The organism is Bradyrhizobium sp. CCH5-F6 (assembly GCF_001556045.1).
Lineage (GTDB): Bacteria > Pseudomonadota > Alphaproteobacteria > Rhizobiales > Xanthobacteraceae > Bradyrhizobium.
The window spans coordinates 26217-47672 of record NZ_LSIC01000093.1 but is presented as its reverse complement, the minus strand read 5'-3'; the positions used below and the strand labels follow the sequence as shown (position 1 = coordinate 47672).

Here is a 21456-nt window from a genome sequence, read left to right as displayed (position 1 = left end):
CGGCCTTCCCTGCGCGATGGTCGGACGGCTTATGCCGCGCTCTCCCGGGAGCCGAGTTCCCTCTGGCCTCCCTCGCCCCGGCGAAAGTCACCGGCACCGCGCCGGTTGACGCGACTGCCGCATTCGCAAGGGCTTGACCGTAGCAACGACGGCCAGGACCACACGGTTTTGCCGTACGCACGGCCCGCCATTTCGCCGCAGTTTTCCCGGCCCTGTCGACGGAGCCGGAAACTTGCAGGCGAGACGAAGCCTGACAGCGCCGTTCGTCCGCGCGATGCCAAGGACTCACGGAGAGCAATCCGCCCTGCCCCGGCCTTTCGCGCCCGACGCTGCCGCGTCCACCGCAAGCCCGGCTCGCGAACATGACGACCACACGATCGCCCCTCAAGGATGAGCCGGGATGGGCGACACATACGACAAATCCGAATTTCGGTAAAGTGGAATGTTTTCGCGGAGAGGGTTGACAAGGGGCGACACAGGACTTTGATCCAGATGGGCAAAGCTAAAGCCGAATGGCTTTAGCTCGAATCGATTTGCCGCGGGCCGTTACCACTCCGGCCAGCGGGAGAGGTAGTGCACCTCCGTCGTTGCAAAGATCAGGTCTCATCCCCATCATGCTTTACTGTCTCTTTGATGGGCTCAAGTCTGAGCAAGTCCTCAGTTGAGACTCAGCTAGGGAGTTCTTTGAGCTGGAGGCCCAGCAGCGAACTGCGAAAGCGTCTTCCGCCTGCGCTGCGTGGCGGAACGGCGTCAGCGGCATGGCATCCGAGCTTCTCGTTCCGCACGGCATCTCCAGTCGAAATCGAATGCACCGACAATTCGAGATGTCTCGCGATGCTTGACGGGTGACGATGCGCACTCTCACTTCAGCGAGATCGTGACTCGACTGAGATTGGCGGCGAATTCCACCCCAGCCTCTGGTCCCTGCAGCACCATCGTGACGCCCTTCTCGTTCCTGAGATGGACGGCATTGACGCCGCCGACCAGGGCGGCGCCGCCACCGGCGGACGTGTAGGTGCCGGCAAAGTCGCCGATGTCGCGAATGCCCGACGCCCAGCCATCGAGCCGTCCGACCGTCGCACCCGCGGTGATGCCAAGGCTGACGCCAGTGATCCGGAAAGGATAGTTGCGGCCGCGATAGGTCAGGACACCGCTGCCGGCGCCGCCACCGACGAGCAGACCCGCCTTCACGATCTTGACTCGCACCTGGCCGGATGCCTGGGCAAGCGACGGCGTCACCGGCACTGAAACGGCCAGGAGCGCCAGCGCCGCCAGGCGAACGAGGAACGCGCGCCGTGCAAGGCGGTTGTGGTCGCAGATGCGATCACGGCTTTGCGGCATCGACCTTCTTCCAGGTCTGGTCGGGATCGAACAGCGTGGTGCGCTGGGCGACGAACTCCGTGCGCTTGCCGAGGTCCTTCTGGTAGACGGTGCCCGCGTGATTGACGAGGAAGGTCATGACGCCGGAATTTCCGTATTCCGCAGGCCAGGCGATCAACGCGAAGCCGCCGATCATCTTGCCCTTGACGACGTAGTTGAGCGCGCCGCCCGGCGCATCGGACCCCTGGGCCTTGAGGATGCGGAAATAGTAGCCGTGATACGGCGCCGGCTTCTCACCGGCCTTGTAGCCTTCGGCCGAGGCCTGTGCCGCCAGCACGCCGAGCGGGCTCGGGTCGCTGTCGTCCCACCAGAACAACCCATCCTTCTTGCCGGCCGTAGAGACAAAGCGTTGCGCGTAGACGCCTGTGCCCTCGCCGCGATCCTTGTCGGCATATTCGTTCTGCGCATCGACATAGGCGAGACAAGTCTGGATCGCATCGAGCTCGTTGCGGCCGATACGGCGACGAAGCACCTCGATGCGTCCCTCGTCGGTATCGAACTCCCAGCCCGTTCTGGTGTTGACGAGCGGAATCGGAAACGGGAAGTCCTCGGGTCCGAGCATCAGCGTGGCCTTTTTGTTGCCCTCCGCCTTGATCGCGTGCTTGGAGTCATACATGGAGACGAAGCGTGCAAGGATATCGGCATCGGCGACCTCGTCTCCGGACGAGACGATGTCGGCCGCCGATCTGCCGAGGACTTTCAGGATCTCACGCGGACCGCTCTTGACCGCGGCAGCGAGCGCGGACGCCGCTTGTTCAGGCGTCTGGTAGGATTGCTGCGCCAGGCTCGCGGAGCTCATCAGCGCGAGCGCCATGACGCAAGGCAAAGCAGCGCGACGACATGATCTCAGGCTGATCATCGCGTGACCTCCGCCGGGATCGTCGCGCCGGCGGCGAGCCAGTCGCGGTAGGTGCGGAACTTCAGGCCGAGCTTCTCGTAATGGACCCGCAGATACCCGTCGCTGCCGCGCATGACCGCGTTCGGCATGACCAGTTCGACCTCCTGCGCCATGACGCCGACATAGGCTTTATCGCTGCCGGTATAGCTGAAGCGATAGTAGCCGAGCCCATTGCCGAGATGGCCGAGCAGGACGATATCGTGCTTCAGCGCGATGTCGGAACGACGGCCGCCGCCGCCACCTCCGCGTCCGCCTCCACCGCCGCCTCCGCCGCGCATTGCGGCACCTCCGCCACCTCCGCGGCCGGCCATGCTCGGCGCACCGCCTCCGCCGCGCGGAGCCGCGCTCGCCATGCTCGATCGCCCGCGGTTCGACGCCGCAGCCGCAGCCTTGCCCGAAGACACGTTCATGGCACCGCCACGATTGCCACCGCCGCTACTCCGGTTCGCTGCCTTTGCGCGGTCTCCGCCGCCCTTTGCGCGGTCACTGCCGCCCTTGGCGCGATCGCCACCGCCCTTGGCACGATCTCCGCCGCCCTTGGCCCGGTCAGCGGAGCCCGCGCGGTCGCCATCGCGGTTACCGGCGCGATCCGCGGCACCGGCCCGATCGCCTGCCCGATCACCTGCCCGGTCTCCGGCACGCTCGCCCGCGCCCTGGCCAGGCTTCAACACCTGCTGCCCGTCGCGGCCGCGGAAATCCATCCGGTCCGCGGTGCCCGCCTTCAGGTTGTTGCTGCCGAAGCGTTGCGATACGTTCGCATTGTTGTAGCGCACGCCCTGACGATGCGTCGGATTATGTTGCCAGCCGGCGTTGATGTTGGTGGCCCGGTGATTGACGTAGACGTTGCGATTACCCCAATTGCAGCCGCCCCCCCAATAATTGCCCCAGCGTCCGATCGCCCAGGCCGTCCCGAAGGCCAGACCCGCAGCGATCACGCCGGCACCGATATAGGACGGATATCCGAAGTAGTAGGGTGGATATTCCGCGTAGGGCCACGACCCATAGACCGTTGCCGGATCATAGTACGGCACGTAGATCATCTCTGGATCCGCCGACTGGATCACGACGACCTGCTTGTTCTCCTGGGTTTGGACGCTGACCTTCTGCTGCTTCGTCGTCACCAGCTTCTTGTTGTCGTAAGCCTTGCTGCGCAGGCGCTGGATCGCGTCCATCACATCCGGCTGCTGGGCGAGGAACGCATCGCCCAGATTCTTGGTCCACTCGATCTTGTCGCTCATCATGGCGAGAACGTCCGCCGTGCTCGCGAGCGCCTTGACGCTGTCGTCCCAGGGCTGCTTGTCGACTTCGACCTTCAAGGCATCGCCCTTCAGCGACTTGCGCTCCTTCAGCCATCGGTCCGCCTGCACCACCTCCAGCGGGTAGGTGGAAGCGGCCAGCACGTTTGCGAGCAGATCGTCCGGGTAGAGAGCGATTGGCGCCACGAGCGCCTCCAGTTGCTCGGGCTTCAGCAGCTCCGCGGTCGGCGCGGCCGGGCTTGCCGGTTGCGCCGCCGCGGCCGCCGGTTTGTCAGGCGTCTGCGCAAACGTCGCGACGGGTATCGCCATGAACAGCATGAGCGCAATCAGGATCTTGCCGCTACGAAACATCACATCCTCCATTGACGAGGCGGCTGTCAGCATCGGTGACGCACTCGGAACTTCGTTGACAAGGATCAAGGAAACCTCGCGCATGCGATTTGCTGCGATGCGTCAGCCGGCGGCTCAGCGACCGGCGATCAACGCACGAGCGGCAGCCGGATCGTGAACAGCGCACCGCGCGATGGCTGGTTCTCGGCAAACATCTTGCCGCCATGGGCTTCGACGATGGTCCTGACGATCGCAAGGCCCATGCCCATGCCGTGCGGCTTGGTGGTGAAGAACGGGTTGAAGATGTTCTTCACGTCCGCGGGAGCAATCCCCGGCCCGCTGTCGGCAATCCGGATCTCCGCGAACGCGTCGGACCGGGCCGTAGCCACGTTGATCTCTCGCTCCGCCGCGCCGGCCTGCGAGATCGCGTCGATCGCGTTGATGATCAGGTTGAGGACGACCTGCTGAAGCTGAATGGGATCGCCTTTGACCCGCAATACGCTGGTGGACGGCGCAAATTTCAGGGCAATACGTCGCCCGTCGCTGACAGCTGACAACAGCCTGATCGTCTCCCCCACCGTGGCGTTGAGGTCGATATTGGCGATCTCGAACGGCGTCTTCTTCAGGATACTGCGCAGCCTGCGGATTACCTCGCTGGCCCGCTGGTCGTCGCGCCTGATATCGGCGAGAATTTCTCCGATTTCCACCAGATTGGGCGAACTGCTCTTCAACATCAGCTCCGCCGTCTCGGTGTTCGTCAGGATCGACCCCAGCGGCTGATTCAGCTCGTGGGCGATCGACGTGGCCAGCTCGCCGGCGGCCGCATACCGGTTGACGTGGGCCAGTTCCGCGAGACGCTGTCGCGACTCGACCTCGGCTACGAGCCGCCGGCGTCGCTCGTAGAGCAAGCCGCTGATCAGACCTGCCTGGATCAGGATGACGGTGGCTATCACCGCGATCTGCCAGCGGTACGTCTCCCAGATCCCCGCCTGGCGAAACAGAACCTCGCTTCCAGCGGGCAGGTCGCTCTCGCTGATGCCCCAACGCTGCATTTCGCGCCAATCGTATTTCGGAGACCCGAGCTGGAGGGGCTCGAATTTGATCGTGCTTGGTCTCTCGCCGGCCAGGATGCGGATCACGGCATCGACCGTCTTCGTCGTGGTCGCGCTGATCGAATGCATGGGCCCGCCGACCGTATAGCCGTGGAAAAACGGCTCCTGGTAGGAAAATATCGGAGCATTTGCGACGGCGCGAAGACGGCGCAGGGCCAGATCGCTTTCATGCACGATGCCGGTGCCGTCGACGGACATCAAGCCCCAGAACAGCACCGTGTTCGGCGGAAGTACCGATGCTCGCTTCAGAATCTCGTCGAACGACAGTTCGTTGTACCAGACGAATGCCACGCGCCCTTCGAAAGCCGTCGCTTCGCGCCTGATCTCGTCGAACCAGAACTTCTCCAGGCGAGAGGCTCCGATTACGACGGCGATCGTCTTCGTGTTCGGCAGAACTTTGAGGACGCCGTCGAAGACGGCCGTGAAATTGTTCCGGACCGAGACCACGGTGTCGTTGTCGGTCAAGTCCGCACGGTTCACCAGCCGGTCTTCGACCACGGTGAAGACCATCGGCGCATCGGGAAAGAGCTGATCGCGATATTTCTGGGCAAATCGAGCAGCCGGCGCCCCGATGCTCACAACAAGATCCGGGGGTACGCCCGCATAAAGCGAGCGGAGGTAATCCACAAACGGTCCTTCCGGCCCGGGATTGTTGAACCGTGCCGTCAGCAGCGTGTGCTCCTGGACATCCAGCGGCCACGGCGCGTTCTGCTCGAGCGCGGCTTTGATGCTCAGCGCATATTCGCTCCACGGACGAAAGTCCCGCCCGAAGGAATGCAGCAACAGAATCCGCTTGGGCTCGCTGCGATCGGCGCCGACTGCCGATCCGCAGAGGATCACCAGAAACGCCATCAGGCAAGCGGCAAGACACGCGGGCCGGCCGGACCAGACGGCTGCAGCGATGGGGACGCGTCCGCTCATGCTCACCTTCGCCTGCCGTGATGATCGACTCCATCACAGCACAATTGGAGGCCGGCCGCACGGCGGAAACGGCTTGCCCCAGGCAGGTTTGCTCAGCAGCGCGTCACGACCCGCCCGTAGGCATCCACGACCTGCACGCAGGAGGATCCGTAGTAGGCACCGGCAGCTCCGGCCGCTCCTACGGCGACCGCGCGGCGTGTCGTTCTCCGGGCAACACCGGCATAGCTCATGGGCGTCAAGGGGCGCCCGATCCTGGCCTGGGCCTCGGCAAAGAAGCTTCCTTCGATGAGGCCGCCGGTTTCGTTGCAGGACAACCCGGCCGCAAAAGCCGCCACGGCAGCGGCGGACAGAACGAATTTTCGCAATGCGATCATTTCTTTGCTCCTGACGGTGTGCCGGGGGGAAGCTCGTCGAACTCTGCAATTACGGCGCCCTCCAGATCGACCTTGGTGGCGTTCGCCGGCGCAGCGAACGCGAAGGCGGCGGCGTCCAAGGCATCGGTCTTCCAGTTCTTGATCCGGAGCGTATATTGCGGCGCACCCGCCATCGTCTTGCTGGTGATGACGTATTTGTGCGGCACGGGCTTGGCGCCGGTCTCGATCCATATCTGCCAGTCGGTGTCTGGCGTGCGGAATGCGAGATGCTCACACTCGACGCCGTCGACCACCCCTTGCCCGATATGCTTGCCTTCGATGACCGTGGCCATCAGTTCGTCGAACACATTGGAGAGCAGCAGGTCGGCACCCGGCATGCCGGCACCGGAACGCGCCTGAAGAGCGTCGATCATCTTGTCGATTGTCCCGGGCGCGTCTGCCTGGACATAGCTCTTGGCATTGTTGCCATAGATCGAAATCAGCTTGCCGTCATAGACCAGCTCGACATCGGCATAGCCGCCGGTGCGCCTGACCCGGAGCTTGTCCGGGCGGCTCATCTTGATCTCGCCGGAGCTCGCGAACTGGATCTTCTGGAGTTCGGGCGTGATGATCTCGATGTCGCTGTCGAAGGACGCGGACAGCGTCTTCTGGCCGGCGAGATGGTCCGACATCGACTTGAGAATCTTGGCCGGATCGTCCGCGTGCGCCCGAGCGCCGAAAGCGGCCACGACCGTCGCTGCTCCGAGCAGCGCATAGATCGTCTTGTGAACTCGTCTCTTGGATGTCATGTCTATCCTCCCGGGGATGAACGGCACTTGACGCCTGCCCGCACACAGTATGCTTGACATGCATCAAGCCTGCGCAGCCGTCTGCTCAGTTGAACGGGCAGCGGTGATACCTGATCTCCATGTCTTCCATCCCCGGAAACAGTCGGGCGATGCTGTTCGCATCGAGCTGCTTCAGGCTGAACTGAACGCTGGACAGCATGATGTCGGTCGCGCAGGACGCGACCAGGTTGACGTTTATGCCGTCGTCCTTCCTCGCCGTGACGGTGCAGCGGGCGGATTTGCCGATCAACTGCTTGCCGTCGACGATGAAGCCGCCGCCGTAGACTTCGGACATGTCGGAAAAGCCGAGCTTTCCGCCCTCGCGGCTGAAGACCTTGTCGCATTGATCCGCGCTGGTCGCCCAGGCACCGTTCAGCTCCACGGCGCCCGCGCCGCCGGCCGATACGAACGAGGCGCCGAGCGATAGCGCTGCTCCCGCGACCAGTGCTCTCACATCATGCATCCATCTGCTCCATCAGTGGCCGCCTCCGAACACCAGCGTCTTGAATGGCAGCAACAGCGCCTGGATGCGCAGCAGCAACGCATGCACGAACCCAATTCCGTCGATGACGTGAAGCGCGACCTTGCGAGCCGTCGACGTCTTGGGATCGACGATCTCGTCGTGATTGCTGGTGTAGGCATTGACGATGCAGCTGCTGCCGGCCGTCACCCCAACGAGACCGCCTTTGTAAAGCGGGTCGAGGAACACGAGAATGGTGCCCGGTTTGGCGAGGTTCTGTGCCTCGATGAGTTGCTCGCCTGACCGGAACTGACCCGCTGCGATGTAGTCCTGAACGGACGTCACCACCAGGGGGATGATCACCCACGGCTTCGAGATGCAGGTCGCCTCGGCCACCATCCCTACCCGCATGATGCCGGCCTCGATCTGGCCGAATCCGGCCTGCAACTTGGCCTGACCGGCGCCCTCGGGAATGAGGATGCCGGCGGGCCGCATCAACTGATTGACCACGTCGCCGACGCGAATGAGGAATTGTTCGACGCGTCCGTCGACGCCGGCGCGAACGAAGGTCTTGTCCAGGTCCACCTGAGCCTCGGCCTGCGCGGCTTGAGCGCTCGCCTTCTCCGCCGGCAACAACGTCGAGACGCGCAAGGTCGCCGACTGCAACACGGCGGTCGCCGCATCAATTGCCGCTTGCCGCTGATCGACGATCACCTGGAGCTTCTCGATGTCCCGCTGGGCTACGATGCCGGGGTTGCGGCGCTGCAGCTCGATCTTGACTTCCAGTTCGTCCTTGGCCTGCTGATAGTTGGCCCTTGCTTCCCCAAGCTGCGCTTCAGCCTTGGCCACGTCGGACTTCGCGGACTCCAGTGAGGCATCGATTTCGGCGACCTTGCGGGTGGCGGTTTCGAGCGCGGCTTTCTGCTTCGAACTGTCCAGCGTGAACAGGACGTCGCCCTTCTTCACCGCCGCGCTGTAGCCGAAATTGACTTCGGCTACGCGCCCCGAGCCTTCGGGCAGGATCGGGACCGTCCGGAACAGCAACGCCGCGTTCTGGGTTGACGGATGGAAGAAGAAGACGCTCGTGATCAGCGACACCGTCAGCATCAGGCAGCCGGTGATGCCCCATCTGAGCTCGTACCAGACGGAGAAGAGCGTGATCTCCTTGCCGAACCGCTTACCCTGCACGAAACGCCGGTAGAGATAGTCCGGAAGAATCGTCAACAGTGAGCAGATGGTGAGCTCAAGCATGGCTGGGTACCTTGCTGCTGGATGCCGCCGGAAGCAGATTCTCGGCCCGCGCTTCCGTCGAAGAGGCATCATCGACGATCACCCGATCGCCGCCGCTCGGCGATGCACCGTCCGCGATCCGCTCGACCGATCCTGCAATGCTGCGCAAGGGCGTCCCGAAGTCCGGAAGCTCGATCATCGCAAGCACCAGCGCGGCAATCCAGTAGAGATGCTCGTGCGTGAACAGCGCGATCAGGCCCAGCACTGCCACGATCTCGAACTGCAGCTTCTGCGTCTTGTGGGCCATGCGCTCGGGCAGGCTGTGCAGATACCAATAAAGCAGTCCGACGCTGAAAACGGCACCGATCAGGAACAGCCCGGTCCCCACCATCAGCCAGTCGGTCTCACCGGGCGCAATGATGTAGAAGGGCAGGTGATGCGGGCCCAACGGGTGCAGCTGCTCGCTCAACGTTCTCTCCTGACCGGGACCGAGCGTCCCCCAAACTGCGGTGAGAGTGACGAGGCCGCGGTCGAATTGCTTGATTTGCATCAAGGGAATGAACTTCGCCCCCCCTAGCCTCGATAACTGGAACAAACCAGCAATCAGGAGCCGCCGCCATGCCAGGCATTGACGATCTCATCCCCAGTGCAACGCAGATCAGGAAGGAAGCCGCGCTGAAGGAGGCCGAGAAAGCAGAGCAATATGTGCGCCTCGCCACCGCCGCCGAAGCCGAGAAGCAGGCCCTGATCGAACGGCTGAGCAAGCCATCGGGGAAGTCCGAGGAGGAGAAGATCAAGCTCGCCTCGACCGTCATCCAGCGTGCGGTGCGAAACGGCCTCACGGAAGTGCAGGTCTACCGCTTCCCCAACACGCTGTGCACGGACAAGGGACGCGCCATCAACCAGATGGAGCCCGGCTGGGAGAACACGCTGACCGGCATTCCGAAGGAGATATTCCAGCTCTGGACGGATTATCTGAAGCCGCGCGGCTATCGCATCGCCTACCAGATCATCGATTTCCCGGGTGGCATGCCGGGGGACATCGGCGTGACGATCTCCTGGGGAGACGACTAGCCTGTCGTGACGCCGTCGGAGCAGAGGTTACGAAGAGGGACGCATGGCAAAGAACGAACCTGCCGAACGCATGAAGCGCAAGGACTATGAGAAGCATCTCGAGAAGCTCCAGATCGAGCTGTGCCACCTCCAGGACTTCGTGAAGGCGAACAAGCTGCGTGTCATCGTCCTCTTCGAGGGGAGGGACGCCGCCGGCAAGGGCGGCACGATCAAGGCCATCACGGAGAAAGTCAGTCCGCGGGTGTTTCGCGTCGTCGCGCTTCCAGCGCCCTCCGATAGGGAAAAGACCCAACTCTTCTTCCAGCGCTATATGGAACAGTTTCCCGCCGGCGGAGAGATCGTGATCTTCGACCGGAGCTGGTACAACCGCGCGGGCGTCGAATATGTCATGGGCTTTTGTACGCCCAAGGAGCACGACCGGTTCTTGACCCTCTGTCCTCAAATGGAGAAGTACGTCATCGACGGCGGAATCATCCTGGTCAAGATCTGGCTCGAGGTCGGAATGGACGAGCAGGAACGCCGTTTCAGGGCCAGGATCGACGATCCAGTCCGGCAATGGAAACTGAGCCCGATGGATCTCGAATCCTATCGCCTCTGGTACGAGTATTCGCGGGCACGCGATCTCATGCTCAAGCGGACCAGTACAAAACACGCGCCATGGTACATCATCCGCTCCGACGACAAGCGCCGGGCCCGGTTGAACTGCATCGCGCATCTGCTGAAGGCGATCCCCTACAAGCGGATCAAGAAGGACAAGGTCAAGCTGCCGCCACGCTCCGACAAGGAACGTTACAATGACCAGGCGGGCTTGCGCGGAATGAACTTCGTCGCCGAGCGATATTGACCGCAGCGAAGCTCAACGAACATCAAGCAACGCTGGTACGGCCCTCGCCATGGCAGCAAGGGACTTCCGACATTGCGATAGTCGAGGCTGCTGTCTTCAGCCTCGTCGGCGACGCTGGATCTTCGAGACCGCTCGGTAGACGATCTTCCGAGCGACGAAGCCACGCCTCCCGACCGGACCGGCATTTCTGCCGGCCCGCATTCCAAGCGATACGACGTTCGGATCGGTCAGTATCTTGCCACAACCGGCTGGGACATTGGGCCGAACCGGTAGTTGATGCGCAAGGTGAGCATATCCACGTCCTGGCTGATCCGGTTGACCGCCCCCGCAACGATCGGATTTGCGACCGAGAACGAGTTGTTCGCGTCACCCATGAACAAGTGGTCGTACTCGATGCCTGCCGACCAATTCGGAGCAAAGCCATACTCGAAGCCGACGCCGACGACGCCACCCCATCGGGTCGAGCTCGCGGAGGCGACGCTGACTCCGGCCGCGTTGAATATGTCGAAGGTATTGCCGGTGACGGCTGCGCCGCCCTTGACGTACAGCAGCGCCGCGTTCCAGGCGTAGCCGATCTGGCCGGTAAACAAGCCGATGCCATCGGTCTTGGTGCGGGTGGAGAACGCCGGGTTGATCAAGCTGGCGCGCGAACTGCTGAGGTCGGCCCAATCGCCCTGTCCTTCAAGGCCGAACACGAACTGACCGGCTTGCCAGCGATAGCCGAGCTGCCCGCCGATGACGCCTCCGGACCGATCCCGACAACCGTCGGCAACCACGCCTCCGGGCGTAACGAAATCCCAGCAATTGTGGCTCTGACCCCAGCCGCCATTGCCGCCGATATAGAAACCGGTCCAGTTGTAGATCGGAGCCATAACGGGGGGCGGCGCTGCCTTGACCGCCATATCTGCCGCGGACGCGGGCGCCGCACCCAACAATGCCAGCACCCCAACTGTAACTAAAAGATAAGTCTTCATCTGAGTCTCCATCCTCATCGCAGTTCGTTCGGATTTTGAACGACGTCGATTTTTCCAATGCGCGCTTCCAATTCGCGACGGTACGCACGTTGTCCCGCTGCCCATGTATCAAAATGGCCACACGCGGGATAAAATGGAAAATCGATCCTTTGGAGGACTTGCGGATGATGTTGCCGGCCTGCTCGTCGCTCCGGAGTCGACGGCCAGAGTGCAAGCACGTTGCAGGGCTGAGGTTGGGGGAAGCGGCTCCTGCCGAACTCGGCGTTCAACCTGCCTTGTTTCGCATGAAGTGGGCTGCCATCGCGGAACCGGCTGCCGCTCCGGCTCATCCGGAGCCTTCGTTATCGGGATCGACGATCTTTCGATCTTGCCCGTCTCCAATCCAATGCGAGATTTCGCCAGAGGGAATCAATCGTCTCGGGATCGATGGGTTGATCGTGCCGGCGTAGACGATCAGCCCCTCGTCGAATTTGGCTCGCGCAAAACTCCTGGCTTGCGCCTCCGTTTCAAACGTTCTGGTCTCCCGCGGGCTTCGCCTCCTGGGCAAAACACCGCGCTTGTGAACTTCAAAGGTGACATACCAGGTGAAGGCCATCGGCTGCCCCAGTGCTGCATTGCCGCTGCACCAAGCTGGCCGGAAGTCGAGTCCCCAGGTTGATCCGTATCAATGGTCAGGAAGGCTGCCATGATGCGGGAAACTTCAGACCGTCAGTCAGGGATGTGCGACGCGCGCAATCCACGCGCGCCAGAGCTCCGACTTCATCGGATCTTCCTCACGTCTCACGATGCGTGCGACCCGGAGCGCCCTGGGGCATGCATTGCAGCCGGGAAGTTCAAACGCGCAAAGCTCCTGGCTTGGAGGCGCGCCTCCCGCTGTCGTCGCGAAGCGACATCCAAAATCGGCGGACTGATCTGTGCTGCGCTGAACCTGCGGCATGACACCCCCCTGAGCAAACGGAAGTACAACACCCCTGCATCACCGATGGTCGTCCGGTCGGACGGTGATGAATTCAGTGGATTCCTTTTCAGATGAAGAGTCGAGAGTAAACTACATCTCGATGGTGGCGATCGATTGTCGCGCCCATCGTCGGCATTCTCGCGTCGGACGCTGAAGTGAACATCAGATCGGATGCCGCTGTCGGCAGAGAGCGGACGTCAAAGACTTCACGTGTCATTGGCGGCCTCCGCGCTTTGACACAGCACGCACAACGCGTGACGACGGACGCTCAGGTTGTTGTTCTACATCAATCCCAACCCGCATAGGAGGAATAGCGTGACGTTTGATCAACCCTGGAAAGGAGATCAATCATGTCACGTAAAATCATTACTTGCCTCGCCGCATCTGCCATCCTCGGCATCAGCTGCGTTGCGATGATTTCAACTGACGCATTCGCACGCGGCGGACGCGCCGGCGTTGGCGTCGGACGCCCGGGGGTTGGCGTTGGTGCTCCCGGTGCCGGCGTCGTCCGGGCACCAGTCCGCCGCGGAGTGGCGGTCGGCGTCGGGGCGGCGGCCGTCGGAGCCGCCGCGACTGGAGCCTATGCACGCTGCGGATACGCGCCATACCCGCCCTGCTACTAGACTACGCCGACAGGCCCGTCCCCGATCGAGGGGACCGGCCTGCCGCCGGTACCGCGGCACTCAGTTGATCGAGAGATCGGCATCACCCTCGATCGACACGCACATAACATTGTCTTCATATCCGGGCGGGGATGAAGGAACCAAGATGCCCTTGGCACGGTACTTTCTCTTCGTCGGCGCAGGGCTGTTTGCGCTGCTGCTCATGTCCAACGCGTATTTTGCGACATCGCAGGTCACCGCAAGCGCGGAGGACGGCTCGCCCGCTGCCCGCATTCACTCCGATCGGAAATGGCCGGAGCGCATCGTTTTCGATACCAGCGCACCGCCAGTCATTCTTCCGCAGATCGCGAGCAAGGATAGCGTCGTTGCGCCGGCATTGGTCGCCGACGTGCCTGCCACAGCGCGGAGCGCAATGGCACAGTTGCTTCCGCCGAATGCGATCGAACCACCGCATGCGCAGAAGATGCGGGACGCAAAGCTGCAACGTCACCGCAGAATTGCGCACAGGCGTGCGATACCGCCTACGGTTCGGGTCGCACGACAATGGAAAGTCGAGAGATTCGGCTTCTGGTGATCGCTGACGCCGCTCGCGAATCGTCCAAAAGAGGATACGTGAAACGCATCCCACCGCGCAGGAAAGCGGGCCACGCATCGGCGCGGCCCGTCACCTCGCTTACTTCAAGCGGATCGTCACGCCACCAACCGCTGCCGACACCTCCGCGCCGACTTTCGGGCCGCTGAGCTGAAGGATGACGCCGTTCGCGTTCTGCAACTGAACGACGCCGGCTCCCGCGGCAACCGCCCCGCCCGCTCCGCCTGCGGCGTAAGAGCCTTCAATGGAAGCGGGGCCCCTCAGGTTGAGGGCGCGACCGACCAGCTTGGTGGTCGAAGCGCCGATCGTGAAGCCGACGCTCATGCCGGAGACCGTGAAGGGGTATCTCTTGCCGCGGAGCACAAGAACCCCCTCGCCGCCGCCGACGCCGATGACGAAGCCGCCCTTGGTGAAGACCACCGCCACCTCGCCGGTCTCGGCACGCGATGGCGTGGTGAAGCCGGCAACGATTGCGAGCGAGGTAGCCAGGACGGCGCCGATAGAACGCTTTCTCATAATGTCACTTCCCCTTTTGATTGTAGCGCCGGTTATTGAGCCAGGATCATCGCGAAGTAGCCGAATACGGTGAGCAGGATGCCCGAGACCGCGTAGCCGACCGGGAAGCCGATCCAGGGCACGGAACTCTGGATCTCGACCGCGGCCTCACGGCACGGACCGGAATGCGACCGCGCACCGGCGACGCCGCCCATCAGCACGGCCGGATTGATCTTGAAGACGTGGTACCCGATCGCCCAGACGACGAACGGCGGGATCGTGCAGGCAATGAAGCCGGCAACGAATATCTTCAGGGCAACCGCACCTGTCAGCTGCGCCAGCAGCCCTGCGCCGGCATTGACGCCGACGATGGCGACGAAGACGACGAGGCCGAGATCCTCCAGCACGTTGCGCGCCGCATTCGGCGTGTTGCCGAAGAAGCGCAGCCGCGAGACCAGCGAGGAGACGATCACGCCCGACAGCAACAGGCCGCCGGCATTGCCGAGCCCGATCTTGGCGCCGAAAGCCGGGAATTCGACCATGCCGATCAGGAAGCCGATGATCATGCCGGCCGCGAGCGTCAGCAGATCGGTCGACGTGTTGGTCCGGGCGATGCGCCCCCACATCTCGCCAAGTTCATTGACGGCCGATTTGAGGCCGACAACCGAGACGATGTCCATCCGCTGCAGCTCGGTCTTGAGACCCGCTGGAAACGGCACGCCGCCGCGCTCGACCTTGGTCACCTGCAACTGGCCGGCCAATGCGGTGTCACGGAACGATTCGAACGTGCGTCCGACCATCTCCTTGTTGGTGACGAGAATGTCGGCCTGATCCATGGGAATTCCGAGCGCCTTGGCATCCGCGACCTCGGGCCCGATCAGGCCCATCTTGTCGGTGAGATGCGCGGTCGCGCCGCCAAGCGCGACGACGTCGGCCCTTTGCAGCACGAGGTCGGGATCAGCTCCCAGGGATTCCCCGCTGCGCACCACGTTGACAATGCGGTATTCGGGATTGACGGCGCGGAACTTGGCGATGCTCATGCCGGCCTGGGCTGGATTCTCCAGCCGGTAGGCACGCAGGCCGAACTGGCGATAGCCGGTGAGGCCGCCGCCTTCGAGATCCTTGACGCCGAATTCCTCTTCGTACTTCTTCGCCGCCGCCTTGGCGTCCACGCCCCACCAGCGCGGCAGGTATTTGCAGATCAGGATGATGCCGATCGTCCCCCAGATATAGGTGATGCCGTAGGACAGCGCGATCATGCCGGAAGCATCCTCCGGCTTCATGCCCTCGGGCAGCTTGACGACGCCCGACGTGATGGCCTGCTCCGCCGAACCGATTGCGGCCGACATCGTCTGCGATCCCGCCAGCATACCGCCGGCGGCGCCAATCGGCAGTGCGAACAGCTTCGAGAAGATGACGACGAGCGCCAGACCCAGCACGCTGGACACCACCGCCAAGACGCAGAACTTGAGCCCATCGCCCTTCAGGCTGTTGACGAAGGACGGCCCGACGCGCAAGCCGACGCCGTACATGAAGAGATAGTAGAACAGGCTCTTGGCAAAGTTGTTCAGCTCGAGCTTGACCCCATAGACGGACGCCCACACCGACAGACCGGCGCCGACCACGATGGCACCGGCGACCATGCCGAGGCCATAGCCCTTGATGCTGACCCGTCCGATCCAGACGGCGAGCCCGACGACGAAGAACAGCAACAGAAAGGGGTTCTGCTGCAGGAATGTGAAAAAGCTCTGCATGTTGCGTCTCCTTATGACGCGGCCTTGAGCTTGGGCGCGGCGGCGGGCTTGGGCCGGCCGATCTTCGCCAGAGCTTCGGTGCGTACGAGCTTCAAGCCCTCCTTGGCGTCGTAGCCATGGATCTCCTTCACATCGAGCTTGCGCATGAAGTCGATGGTCTCCTGGGTAATGACCTGGCCGGGAACCATGATGGGGAAGCCCGGCGGATACGGGATCACGAAATTGGCCGAGACGAGCTCGGGCCCGGACTTCAGCCGCCGGTCGATCTCGGGATCGTTGAGGCGGATATGCTCGCACCCCGCCACGTCATAGGCGGCATAGAAGCCGGTGCGGATGTCGCCTTCGTTGGTCTTGGTGCCGGCATCGCCGCGGAAGCTCGGGTGGAAATGCGAGAAATTCGGCAGGTCAGGCACGTCGGTCATCAAGCTCTTGACCCGCGCCTCGAAAGTCTTCTTCGCGTTGGCTCCGCCCTGCGCGAGCCCGCGATCGACCTCGCCCGCGATCTCCGCGAGGACGCGGATCAGATGCGCGACGTCGCTGCGGGTGTTGTTGATGTTGGACTGGACCAGCACCGAGTTGCGTGAGGTCTTGTTGACCTGGATGTTGTAGTCGTTGGCGAGGATGCCCTTGAACTGGGTGCCGTCGTAGCCGGCCGTGCCGCACACCAGCGTCATTCGGGTGGGATCGAGGCAGAACTCGTCCTCGTCCAGGCTCTTCAACGTATTCGCCCAGTTGACGCCCGGCGCGAGATAATCGGTGAAGCCGCTCTGGCGGTATTGCGCCGGCACCATGGCGTCGGCGCCGAGAATGCGGAAATACTTCGAGAGCAGCGGGTTGTTGTTGACGGCGTGGCGGATGGCGAGCGCGATCTCGATCGCGTTGGCGACGAGGCCGTAGCCCTCCAGCTCCATCTGCCGCCGCGAGATGTCGAGGCTGGCGATGAGCTGCTGGTTCGGACTGGTGGAGGCGTGGGTGAAGACGGCCTCCTTGAACTGCTGCTCGACCGTGTGGAATTCGACGTCCTTGACCGAGAGCATGGAGCCCTGCCGGATCGCCGACATCGATTTGTGGGTCGAATTGGTCTGATAGACGCGCAACCGGATCTGGCGCGGATCGGGAATCAACCGTGTCTTGAGCAACGCCTCGTCCGACGGATTCTTGCCGAGCTCGGCCTGTTGCTTCTCATAGGCCGCGACCGACTTCGGATCATGCATCCATGCCTCGATTTCGCTGGCGGCCCCCATCGCCGTGCGCCGGCGGAGGAAGGGCGAGAAGCGCGCGAAGCCGAACCAGGCTTCATCCCATAGGAAGATCAGGTCGGGCTTGATGGCGAGGCATTCCTCCATCACCCGCCGGGTGTTGTAGATGTGGCCGTCGAAGGTGCAGTTCGTGAGGTCGAGCATCTTGACCCGCTCGAGCCGGCCATCAGCCCTTGCGCTGAGCAGCGCCTGCTTGATCGACTTCAGCGGCACGGCGCCGTACATCGAATATTCCGTCATCGGGAAGGCTTCGACATAGAGCGGCTGCGCGCCTGCGAGCACCATGCCGTAATGGTGCGACTTGTGGCAGTTGCGGTCGACGATCGCGATGTCGCCGGGCGCGAGCAGCGCCTGCACCGCCATCTTGTTCGAGGTCGAGGTGCCGTTGGTGACGAAGAAGACGCGGTCGGCGCCGAGGGCGCGGGCGGCCTTCTCCTGCGCCTTCTTGATGTTGCCGGTCGGCTCCAGCATGCTGTCGAGGCCGCCGGTGGTGGCGCTGCTCTCGGCCAGGAACAGGTTCGGGCCGTAGAACTCGCCCATGTCGCGGATCCAGTCCGACTTGAAGATGGATTTGCCGCGGGCGATCGGCAGCGCGTGGAACGTCCCTATCGGGCGCTGCGCGTATTTCTTGAGATTGTCGAAGAACGGCGTGTCGTAGCGATCCTGGATGCCTTCGAGGATCGACAGATGCAGCTCGAGCAACTCCTCCACCGAATAGAAGATGCGGCGGATGACGCTGGCTTCGGGGCTGCCGGCCAGCTCCTCGACGTCGCGATTCGAGATCATGTACAGGTCGAGCTCGGGCCTGACACGCTTGATGATCTGTGCAAGCCGCAGCGCGGAGGCATCGGACTCGTCGTTGAGGCCCGCCGACGCCGTGATCGAACGGAGCACCGGCGCATTGTGCCGCGAACGCAGGCCAAACCCCTCGTTGATGATGACGGCCCCGATGTTGGGGTTGAGCATCGTCGCGCAGAAGGCGTCTTCGAGGCTGCCGACGATGACCGGCTCATAGACGAAGGCGTCGACCGGGCGCCGCAGCTTGCGCCATTCGCCAGCGAGCGCCGGCCAGTGGCCGGGGGACAGCCCGGTGACGATCAGCGTCTCGAAATAGGGCCTGCGTGTCGTATGCGCGCCGAAGGTCGGCGGGACCAGCTCGGGCACATCGCCGTCGCCGTCATCCTTCGTGTTCCAATCGCCGGCATGCTGGCGGAAGGATCGCGTTGCCAACGCCTGGGTGATCCGTGTCGCAAGGGCAAGCGACGTTGCCCCATCCCCGGCCGCCGCTGCTTCGCGCAGCGCCGCCATCAGTTGCAGGCCGGGATAGCCGTGAAACTCCTCCGTGACCGAGAGATCGGCCAGCGCCGCATCGTACTTCGCGCGATCGCCGCCGCGGGCCCACGCCTTTGCAGCATCCACCAGGTCACGCCAATCGTCGGCCCGTGCACCGGGCCCCGAAAAGAACTGATCGATACGCTTCTGCGTTGGCTTGGCGTCCTTGGACATCTGTATCTCCCGGTTCTCATCGGCTCGCAAGGAAGGTGACGGTGGACCGTGGGCGGCGGGGGGACCGCTCCATTGATCCAAGTCAACGGTCGCGAGATATCGGGGGCGCTGGCGGCGTTTGGATCGGCGCTTCGCGTTGCAACAGTGGCTGTTCGACCTGAAAGTCGCCGAGGACGCCGTCGAGCGATCGCAGCCACTGCGAGCTGTCGGTCTTCTCCGCGAGCCCCTCCGCCTGCAGCAGGTCGCGCAGTTGCGCGTGAGCGCCGACGATGCAGAAAGCGACGTGACGAGCAGCGAGCTCGTCATGGAGATCTCTCAGCATACGCGCGCCAGCCAGATCGATGTAGGGCGATGCGGAGAGATCGCAGGCCACCAACTTCACGTCAGACGAGTTCTTCACGGCTTCGAGAACCACCGTCTGGATGGTTTCGGCATTGATGTAGAGCAGAGAGGCTTCGGGACGGAACGCGATCACGCCAACGAGCGGCTCGACGCCGTCGTGACGGGCGCTGTCGGAATAGCGGCCGGTTCCCGGAAGCCTGCCGAGGAATGCAACGTTCGGATTCGATGCGCGCGCCAGCAGGAGGAAGATCGATGCAATCGACGCAAGCAGGACCCCCTGCAGGATGCCGAGCAACAGAACGGCAACGAGCGCAATCGCCGCGGCATAGAAGTCGAGCCTGCTGACCTTCCACATCCGCAGCAGAGCCTGGACGTCCACGAGCCGATACACTGCGGCAAAGACGATGGCGGCCAGGACGGCCTTCGGCAGATTCGTCAGCAGTCCCGTGAAGAACAGCAGGCACAGCGCCAGCGCAATCGAGCAGAACAGCAAGGCAAGTGGCGTGCGCGCCCCCGCATTGTCGTTGACGGCGGATTGCGACAGCCCGCCGGCGACGGGATAACCATGGCCGCAGGCCGCGGCGAGATTCGCGGCTCCCAACCCCAGGAATTCCTGCCGCACATCCAGTGCGTAGCCGTGCTTTGCAGCGAAGCTGCGCGCAGCCGAGACGCCCTCGATGTAGGCCAGAAGCACACATCCCGCGGCGAGCGGGAAGAGATCATCGAACTGGAGGAGACCAAACGTCGGCAGCGCGAGCGTCGGCAGTCCCTCCGGGATTTTCCCGGTCACAGGCACGCCCGCAGCCGGTAGACCCAGCAGCGTGGCCGCGAGGATCGACAACGCGACGATCGTGATGCCGACCGGCTTTCCGGGCAGGAATCGTTCGCCGAGCAGCAAGAGCACGAGCGCCACCGCGCCGATCGCCAGGATGAGAAGATTGGTATCGCCGATCTGAGCGACGAGCCGAAACGCACGATCGAAGAAATTGTGCCCGCCGCCCGCCACGCCGAACAGGCTCGGCAATTGGCTCATGATGATGGTGAGCCCGGCGCCGGCCTTGAAGCCCACCAGAATGCTGTCGCTGACCAGACGGACGAGAACGCTGAGCTTGAACAGCCAGCAGACGAAGCACAGGACCGCGACCGCAAAGGCCGCGAGGCTGGCGATCTGCGCGTACCGCACCGCATCCCCGCCGGCGAGCACCCCGACCGTGGAGGCAATCATCAGCGAAATTGCCGAAGTCGGACCGATTGCGAGCTGCCGCGACGAGCCGAGCAGGACGTAGCCGACACCGCCGAGCATGTAGCAGTAGATGCCGACCTGCGGCGTCAGGCCGGCGAGCGTCGCATAGGCGAGCGATACGGGAATCGCGTAGGCTGCCAACGTAATTCCGGCCACCGCGTCCGAGGACAGCCATTCGCCACGATAGGCGACAAGCCAGCCGGGGACCGGAAGGAGTCGCGACCATCCCACGCCTCGATCGGACAGCGAACTCATGCGGGCACCTCGCTCCGTTCGATCTCGCACTGCAGCAGGACAATCAGCAGAGCGGTCACGGGAATGCCGAGCGCAAGATCGGGAATGCCCTTGGTCGCAAAGGCCCCGATGGCCGCGCCCCCGCCGAAAGCGACGCAGAGCGCGGCAAATATGCCGGAGCGGCGCAGCGGCCCGCCACCGGATAGAGCCGTGTAAAGGCCTTCGATCGCTTGGCGCATGTTGCCGGTGATCATCACCGAGCTGTAGGCCACGCCATCGACCTTGGTGAAGACCGCAGTCTGCATCGCCGCAACGAAGGAGATTCCGAGCGTGCCGGCGAGATCCGGCAGGCGGTTGTGCAGGACGCCGATCGTCACCAGCAGGAGGATTTCGAGGAGCGTGCTGATGGCGCTGATACGTCGTCCGGCGACGCCGCGAAGCCAGGACACCAGCAGAATCCCGACCGCGAATGCGAGGATTGGCGGCACGAAATGAAGCGCGTCGCCCCAATTCCCGGCCGAACCATGGACCCACAGCAGAACGAGGTTTGCCGTCTGGGCATTGGCCATCACGCCATGGATGATCCAGGTATAGGCGTCGAGATAGCCGCCGACGAAAGCCAGCAACAGCGCGATCGATACCGTCTCGTCGCGGCGCAGCGAAGCACTGACGGTGTCCACCGAGCTCATGTTGATGACGTGGTTCGTCGCAGGTCCGGCATCGGTCCATCAAGGGCGGCCCCGCGGATGAAAGGATTGATTTGGATCAAC

At 63.2% G+C, this 21456-nt stretch carries 19 protein-coding genes; 3 read left to right on the top strand and 16 right to left on the bottom strand.

Annotation, left to right across the window (positions count from 1 at the left end; all coding sequences use genetic code 11):
- Nucleotides 1–861: 861 nt before the first annotated feature.
- The 9 genes from AX729_RS16465 to AX729_RS16425 form a co-directional block, all read right to left on the bottom strand.
- Nucleotides 862–1341: a hypothetical protein gene (locus tag AX729_RS16465; RefSeq protein ID WP_061024826.1), complete on the bottom strand. Its 480-nt coding sequence runs from the start codon at nt 1339–1341 to the stop codon at nt 862–864.
- Nucleotides 1325–2239, bottom strand: a complete 915-nt coding sequence (locus AX729_RS16460) for a DUF2950 domain-containing protein (RefSeq protein ID WP_061024823.1) — start codon at nt 2237–2239, stop codon at nt 1325–1327. Before AX729_RS16460 ends, AX729_RS16465 begins: the two co-directional genes overlap by 17 nt.
- The gene (locus tag AX729_RS16455) at nt 2236–3885 is read right to left on the bottom strand and encodes a DUF3300 domain-containing protein (protein ID WP_061024832.1); all 1650 of its coding nucleotides are present in this window, start codon (nt 3883–3885) and stop codon (nt 2236–2238) included. The genes AX729_RS16460 and AX729_RS16455 overlap by 4 nt, the downstream gene beginning before the upstream one ends.
- Before the next feature lie 128 nt (nt 3886–4013).
- Nucleotides 4014–5897 (bottom strand): sensor histidine kinase, encoded by a 1884-nt coding sequence (locus AX729_RS16450; protein WP_061024821.1) that lies wholly within the window; start codon nt 5895–5897, stop codon nt 4014–4016.
- A gap of 92 nt (nt 5898–5989) precedes the next feature.
- Nucleotides 5990–6271 (bottom strand): hypothetical protein, encoded by a 282-nt coding sequence (locus tag AX729_RS16445; protein WP_061024819.1) that lies wholly within the window; start codon nt 6269–6271, stop codon nt 5990–5992.
- The gene (locus tag AX729_RS16440; RefSeq protein ID WP_061024817.1) at nt 6268–7059 is read right to left on the bottom strand and encodes a DUF2092 domain-containing protein; all 792 of its coding nucleotides are present in this window, start codon (nt 7057–7059) and stop codon (nt 6268–6270) included. Before AX729_RS16440 ends, AX729_RS16445 begins: the two co-directional genes overlap by 4 nt.
- An 85-nt stretch (nt 7060–7144) precedes the next feature.
- A complete protein-coding gene (locus tag AX729_RS16435; RefSeq protein ID WP_061024815.1) occupies nt 7145–7561 on the bottom strand; it encodes a hypothetical protein in 417 nt (138 codons plus the stop codon).
- Nucleotides 7562–7573: 12 nt separating this feature from the next.
- Complete coding sequence (locus tag AX729_RS16430) at nt 7574–8809, bottom strand: HlyD family secretion protein (RefSeq protein WP_061024813.1); 1236 nt, start codon at nt 8807–8809, stop codon at nt 7574–7576.
- A complete protein-coding gene (locus AX729_RS16425) occupies nt 8802–9257 on the bottom strand; it encodes a hypothetical protein (RefSeq protein WP_082770451.1) in 456 nt (151 codons plus the stop codon). The genes AX729_RS16430 and AX729_RS16425 overlap by 8 nt, the downstream gene beginning before the upstream one ends.
- Nucleotides 9258–9406: 149 nt before the next feature.
- Between AX729_RS16425 and AX729_RS16420 the strand changes: the two genes are divergently transcribed.
- Nucleotides 9407–9862: a hypothetical protein gene (locus AX729_RS16420; protein WP_061024811.1), complete on the top strand. Its 456-nt coding sequence runs from the start codon at nt 9407–9409 to the stop codon at nt 9860–9862.
- 43 nt (nt 9863–9905) lie between these two features.
- Complete coding sequence (gene ppk2 / locus AX729_RS16415) at nt 9906–10706, top strand: polyphosphate kinase 2 (protein WP_061024810.1); 801 nt, start codon at nt 9906–9908, stop codon at nt 10704–10706.
- 227 nt (nt 10707–10933) lie between these two features.
- On the opposite strand, the gene AX729_RS16410 is transcribed toward ppk2, so the two are convergent.
- Both AX729_RS16410 and AX729_RS16405 read right to left on the bottom strand, forming a co-directional pair.
- Nucleotides 10934–11680 (bottom strand): outer membrane protein, encoded by a 747-nt coding sequence (locus AX729_RS16410; RefSeq protein WP_061024808.1) that lies wholly within the window; start codon nt 11678–11680, stop codon nt 10934–10936.
- A 325-nt stretch (nt 11681–12005) separates the two neighbouring features.
- Complete coding sequence (locus AX729_RS16405; RefSeq protein WP_061024806.1) at nt 12006–12275, bottom strand: hypothetical protein; 270 nt, start codon at nt 12273–12275, stop codon at nt 12006–12008.
- Nucleotides 12276–13406: 1131 nt separating this feature from the next.
- Between AX729_RS16405 and AX729_RS16400 the strand changes: the two genes are divergently transcribed.
- Complete coding sequence (locus AX729_RS16400; protein ID WP_061024804.1) at nt 13407–13835, top strand: hypothetical protein; 429 nt, start codon at nt 13407–13409, stop codon at nt 13833–13835.
- A gap of 99 nt (nt 13836–13934) precedes the next feature.
- Here the strand turns inward: AX729_RS16400 and AX729_RS16395 are convergent, their stop codons facing one another.
- The 5 genes from AX729_RS16395 to AX729_RS16375 form a co-directional block, all read right to left on the bottom strand.
- On the bottom strand, nt 13935–14369 hold the full coding sequence (locus tag AX729_RS16395; RefSeq protein WP_061024803.1) for a hypothetical protein: 435 nt from the start codon (nt 14367–14369) through the stop codon (nt 13935–13937).
- Between the two features lie 32 nt (nt 14370–14401).
- The gene (locus AX729_RS16390) at nt 14402–16102 is read right to left on the bottom strand and encodes an aspartate:alanine exchanger family transporter (protein WP_061024801.1); all 1701 of its coding nucleotides are present in this window, start codon (nt 16100–16102) and stop codon (nt 14402–14404) included.
- 11 nt (nt 16103–16113) lie between these two features.
- A complete protein-coding gene (locus AX729_RS16385) occupies nt 16114–18867 on the bottom strand; it encodes a decarboxylase (RefSeq protein ID WP_061024799.1) in 2754 nt (917 codons plus the stop codon).
- 82 nt (nt 18868–18949) lie between these two features.
- A complete protein-coding gene (locus AX729_RS16380; RefSeq protein ID WP_061024797.1) occupies nt 18950–20707 on the bottom strand; it encodes a SulP family inorganic anion transporter in 1758 nt (585 codons plus the stop codon).
- Nucleotides 20704–21375, bottom strand: coding sequence for a YoaK family protein (locus AX729_RS16375; RefSeq protein WP_061024795.1), 672 nt, complete (start codon nt 21373–21375; stop codon nt 20704–20706). Before AX729_RS16375 ends, AX729_RS16380 begins: the two co-directional genes overlap by 4 nt.
- Nucleotides 21376–21456: the final 81 nt, after the last annotated feature.

Bases quoted from the DNA above. Each gene is read 5' to 3' on its own strand.
- AX729_RS16465 (WP_061024826.1), bottom strand. From the start codon at position 1,341: ATGCCGCAAAGCCGTGATCGCATCTGCGACCACAACCGCCTTGCACGG.
- AX729_RS16460 (WP_061024823.1), bottom strand. From the start codon at position 2,239: ATGATCAGCCTGAGATCATGTCGTCGCGCTGCTTTGCCTTGCGTCATG.
- AX729_RS16455 (WP_061024832.1), bottom strand. From the start codon at position 3,885: ATGTTTCGTAGCGGCAAGATCCTGATTGCGCTCATGCTGTTCATGGCG.
- AX729_RS16450 (WP_061024821.1), bottom strand. From the start codon at position 5,897: ATGAGCGGACGCGTCCCCATCGCTGCAGCCGTCTGGTCCGGCCGGCCC.
- AX729_RS16445 (WP_061024819.1), bottom strand. From the start codon at position 6,271: ATGATCGCATTGCGAAAATTCGTTCTGTCCGCCGCTGCCGTGGCGGCT.
- AX729_RS16440 (WP_061024817.1), bottom strand. From the start codon at position 7,059: ATGACATCCAAGAGACGAGTTCACAAGACGATCTATGCGCTGCTCGGA.
- AX729_RS16435 (WP_061024815.1), bottom strand. From the start codon at position 7,561: ATGCATGATGTGAGAGCACTGGTCGCGGGAGCAGCGCTATCGCTCGGC.
- AX729_RS16430 (WP_061024813.1), bottom strand. From the start codon at position 8,809: ATGCTTGAGCTCACCATCTGCTCACTGTTGACGATTCTTCCGGACTAT.
- AX729_RS16420 (WP_061024811.1), top strand. From the start codon at position 9,407: ATGCCAGGCATTGACGATCTCATCCCCAGTGCAACGCAGATCAGGAAG.
- ppk2 (WP_061024810.1), top strand. From the start codon at position 9,906: ATGGCAAAGAACGAACCTGCCGAACGCATGAAGCGCAAGGACTATGAG.
- AX729_RS16410 (WP_061024808.1), bottom strand. From the start codon at position 11,680: ATGAAGACTTATCTTTTAGTTACAGTTGGGGTGCTGGCATTGTTGGGT.
- AX729_RS16405 (WP_061024806.1), bottom strand. From the start codon at position 12,275: ATGGCCTTCACCTGGTATGTCACCTTTGAAGTTCACAAGCGCGGTGTT.
- AX729_RS16400 (WP_061024804.1), top strand. From the start codon at position 13,407: ATGCCCTTGGCACGGTACTTTCTCTTCGTCGGCGCAGGGCTGTTTGCG.
- AX729_RS16395 (WP_061024803.1), bottom strand. From the start codon at position 14,369: ATGAGAAAGCGTTCTATCGGCGCCGTCCTGGCTACCTCGCTCGCAATC.
- AX729_RS16390 (WP_061024801.1), bottom strand. From the start codon at position 16,102: ATGCAGAGCTTTTTCACATTCCTGCAGCAGAACCCCTTTCTGTTGCTG.
- AX729_RS16385 (WP_061024799.1), bottom strand. From the start codon at position 18,867: ATGTCCAAGGACGCCAAGCCAACGCAGAAGCGTATCGATCAGTTCTTT.
- AX729_RS16380 (WP_061024797.1), bottom strand. From the start codon at position 20,707: ATGAGTTCGCTGTCCGATCGAGGCGTGGGATGGTCGCGACTCCTTCCG.
- AX729_RS16375 (WP_061024795.1), bottom strand. From the start codon at position 21,375: ATGAGCTCGGTGGACACCGTCAGTGCTTCGCTGCGCCGCGACGAGACG.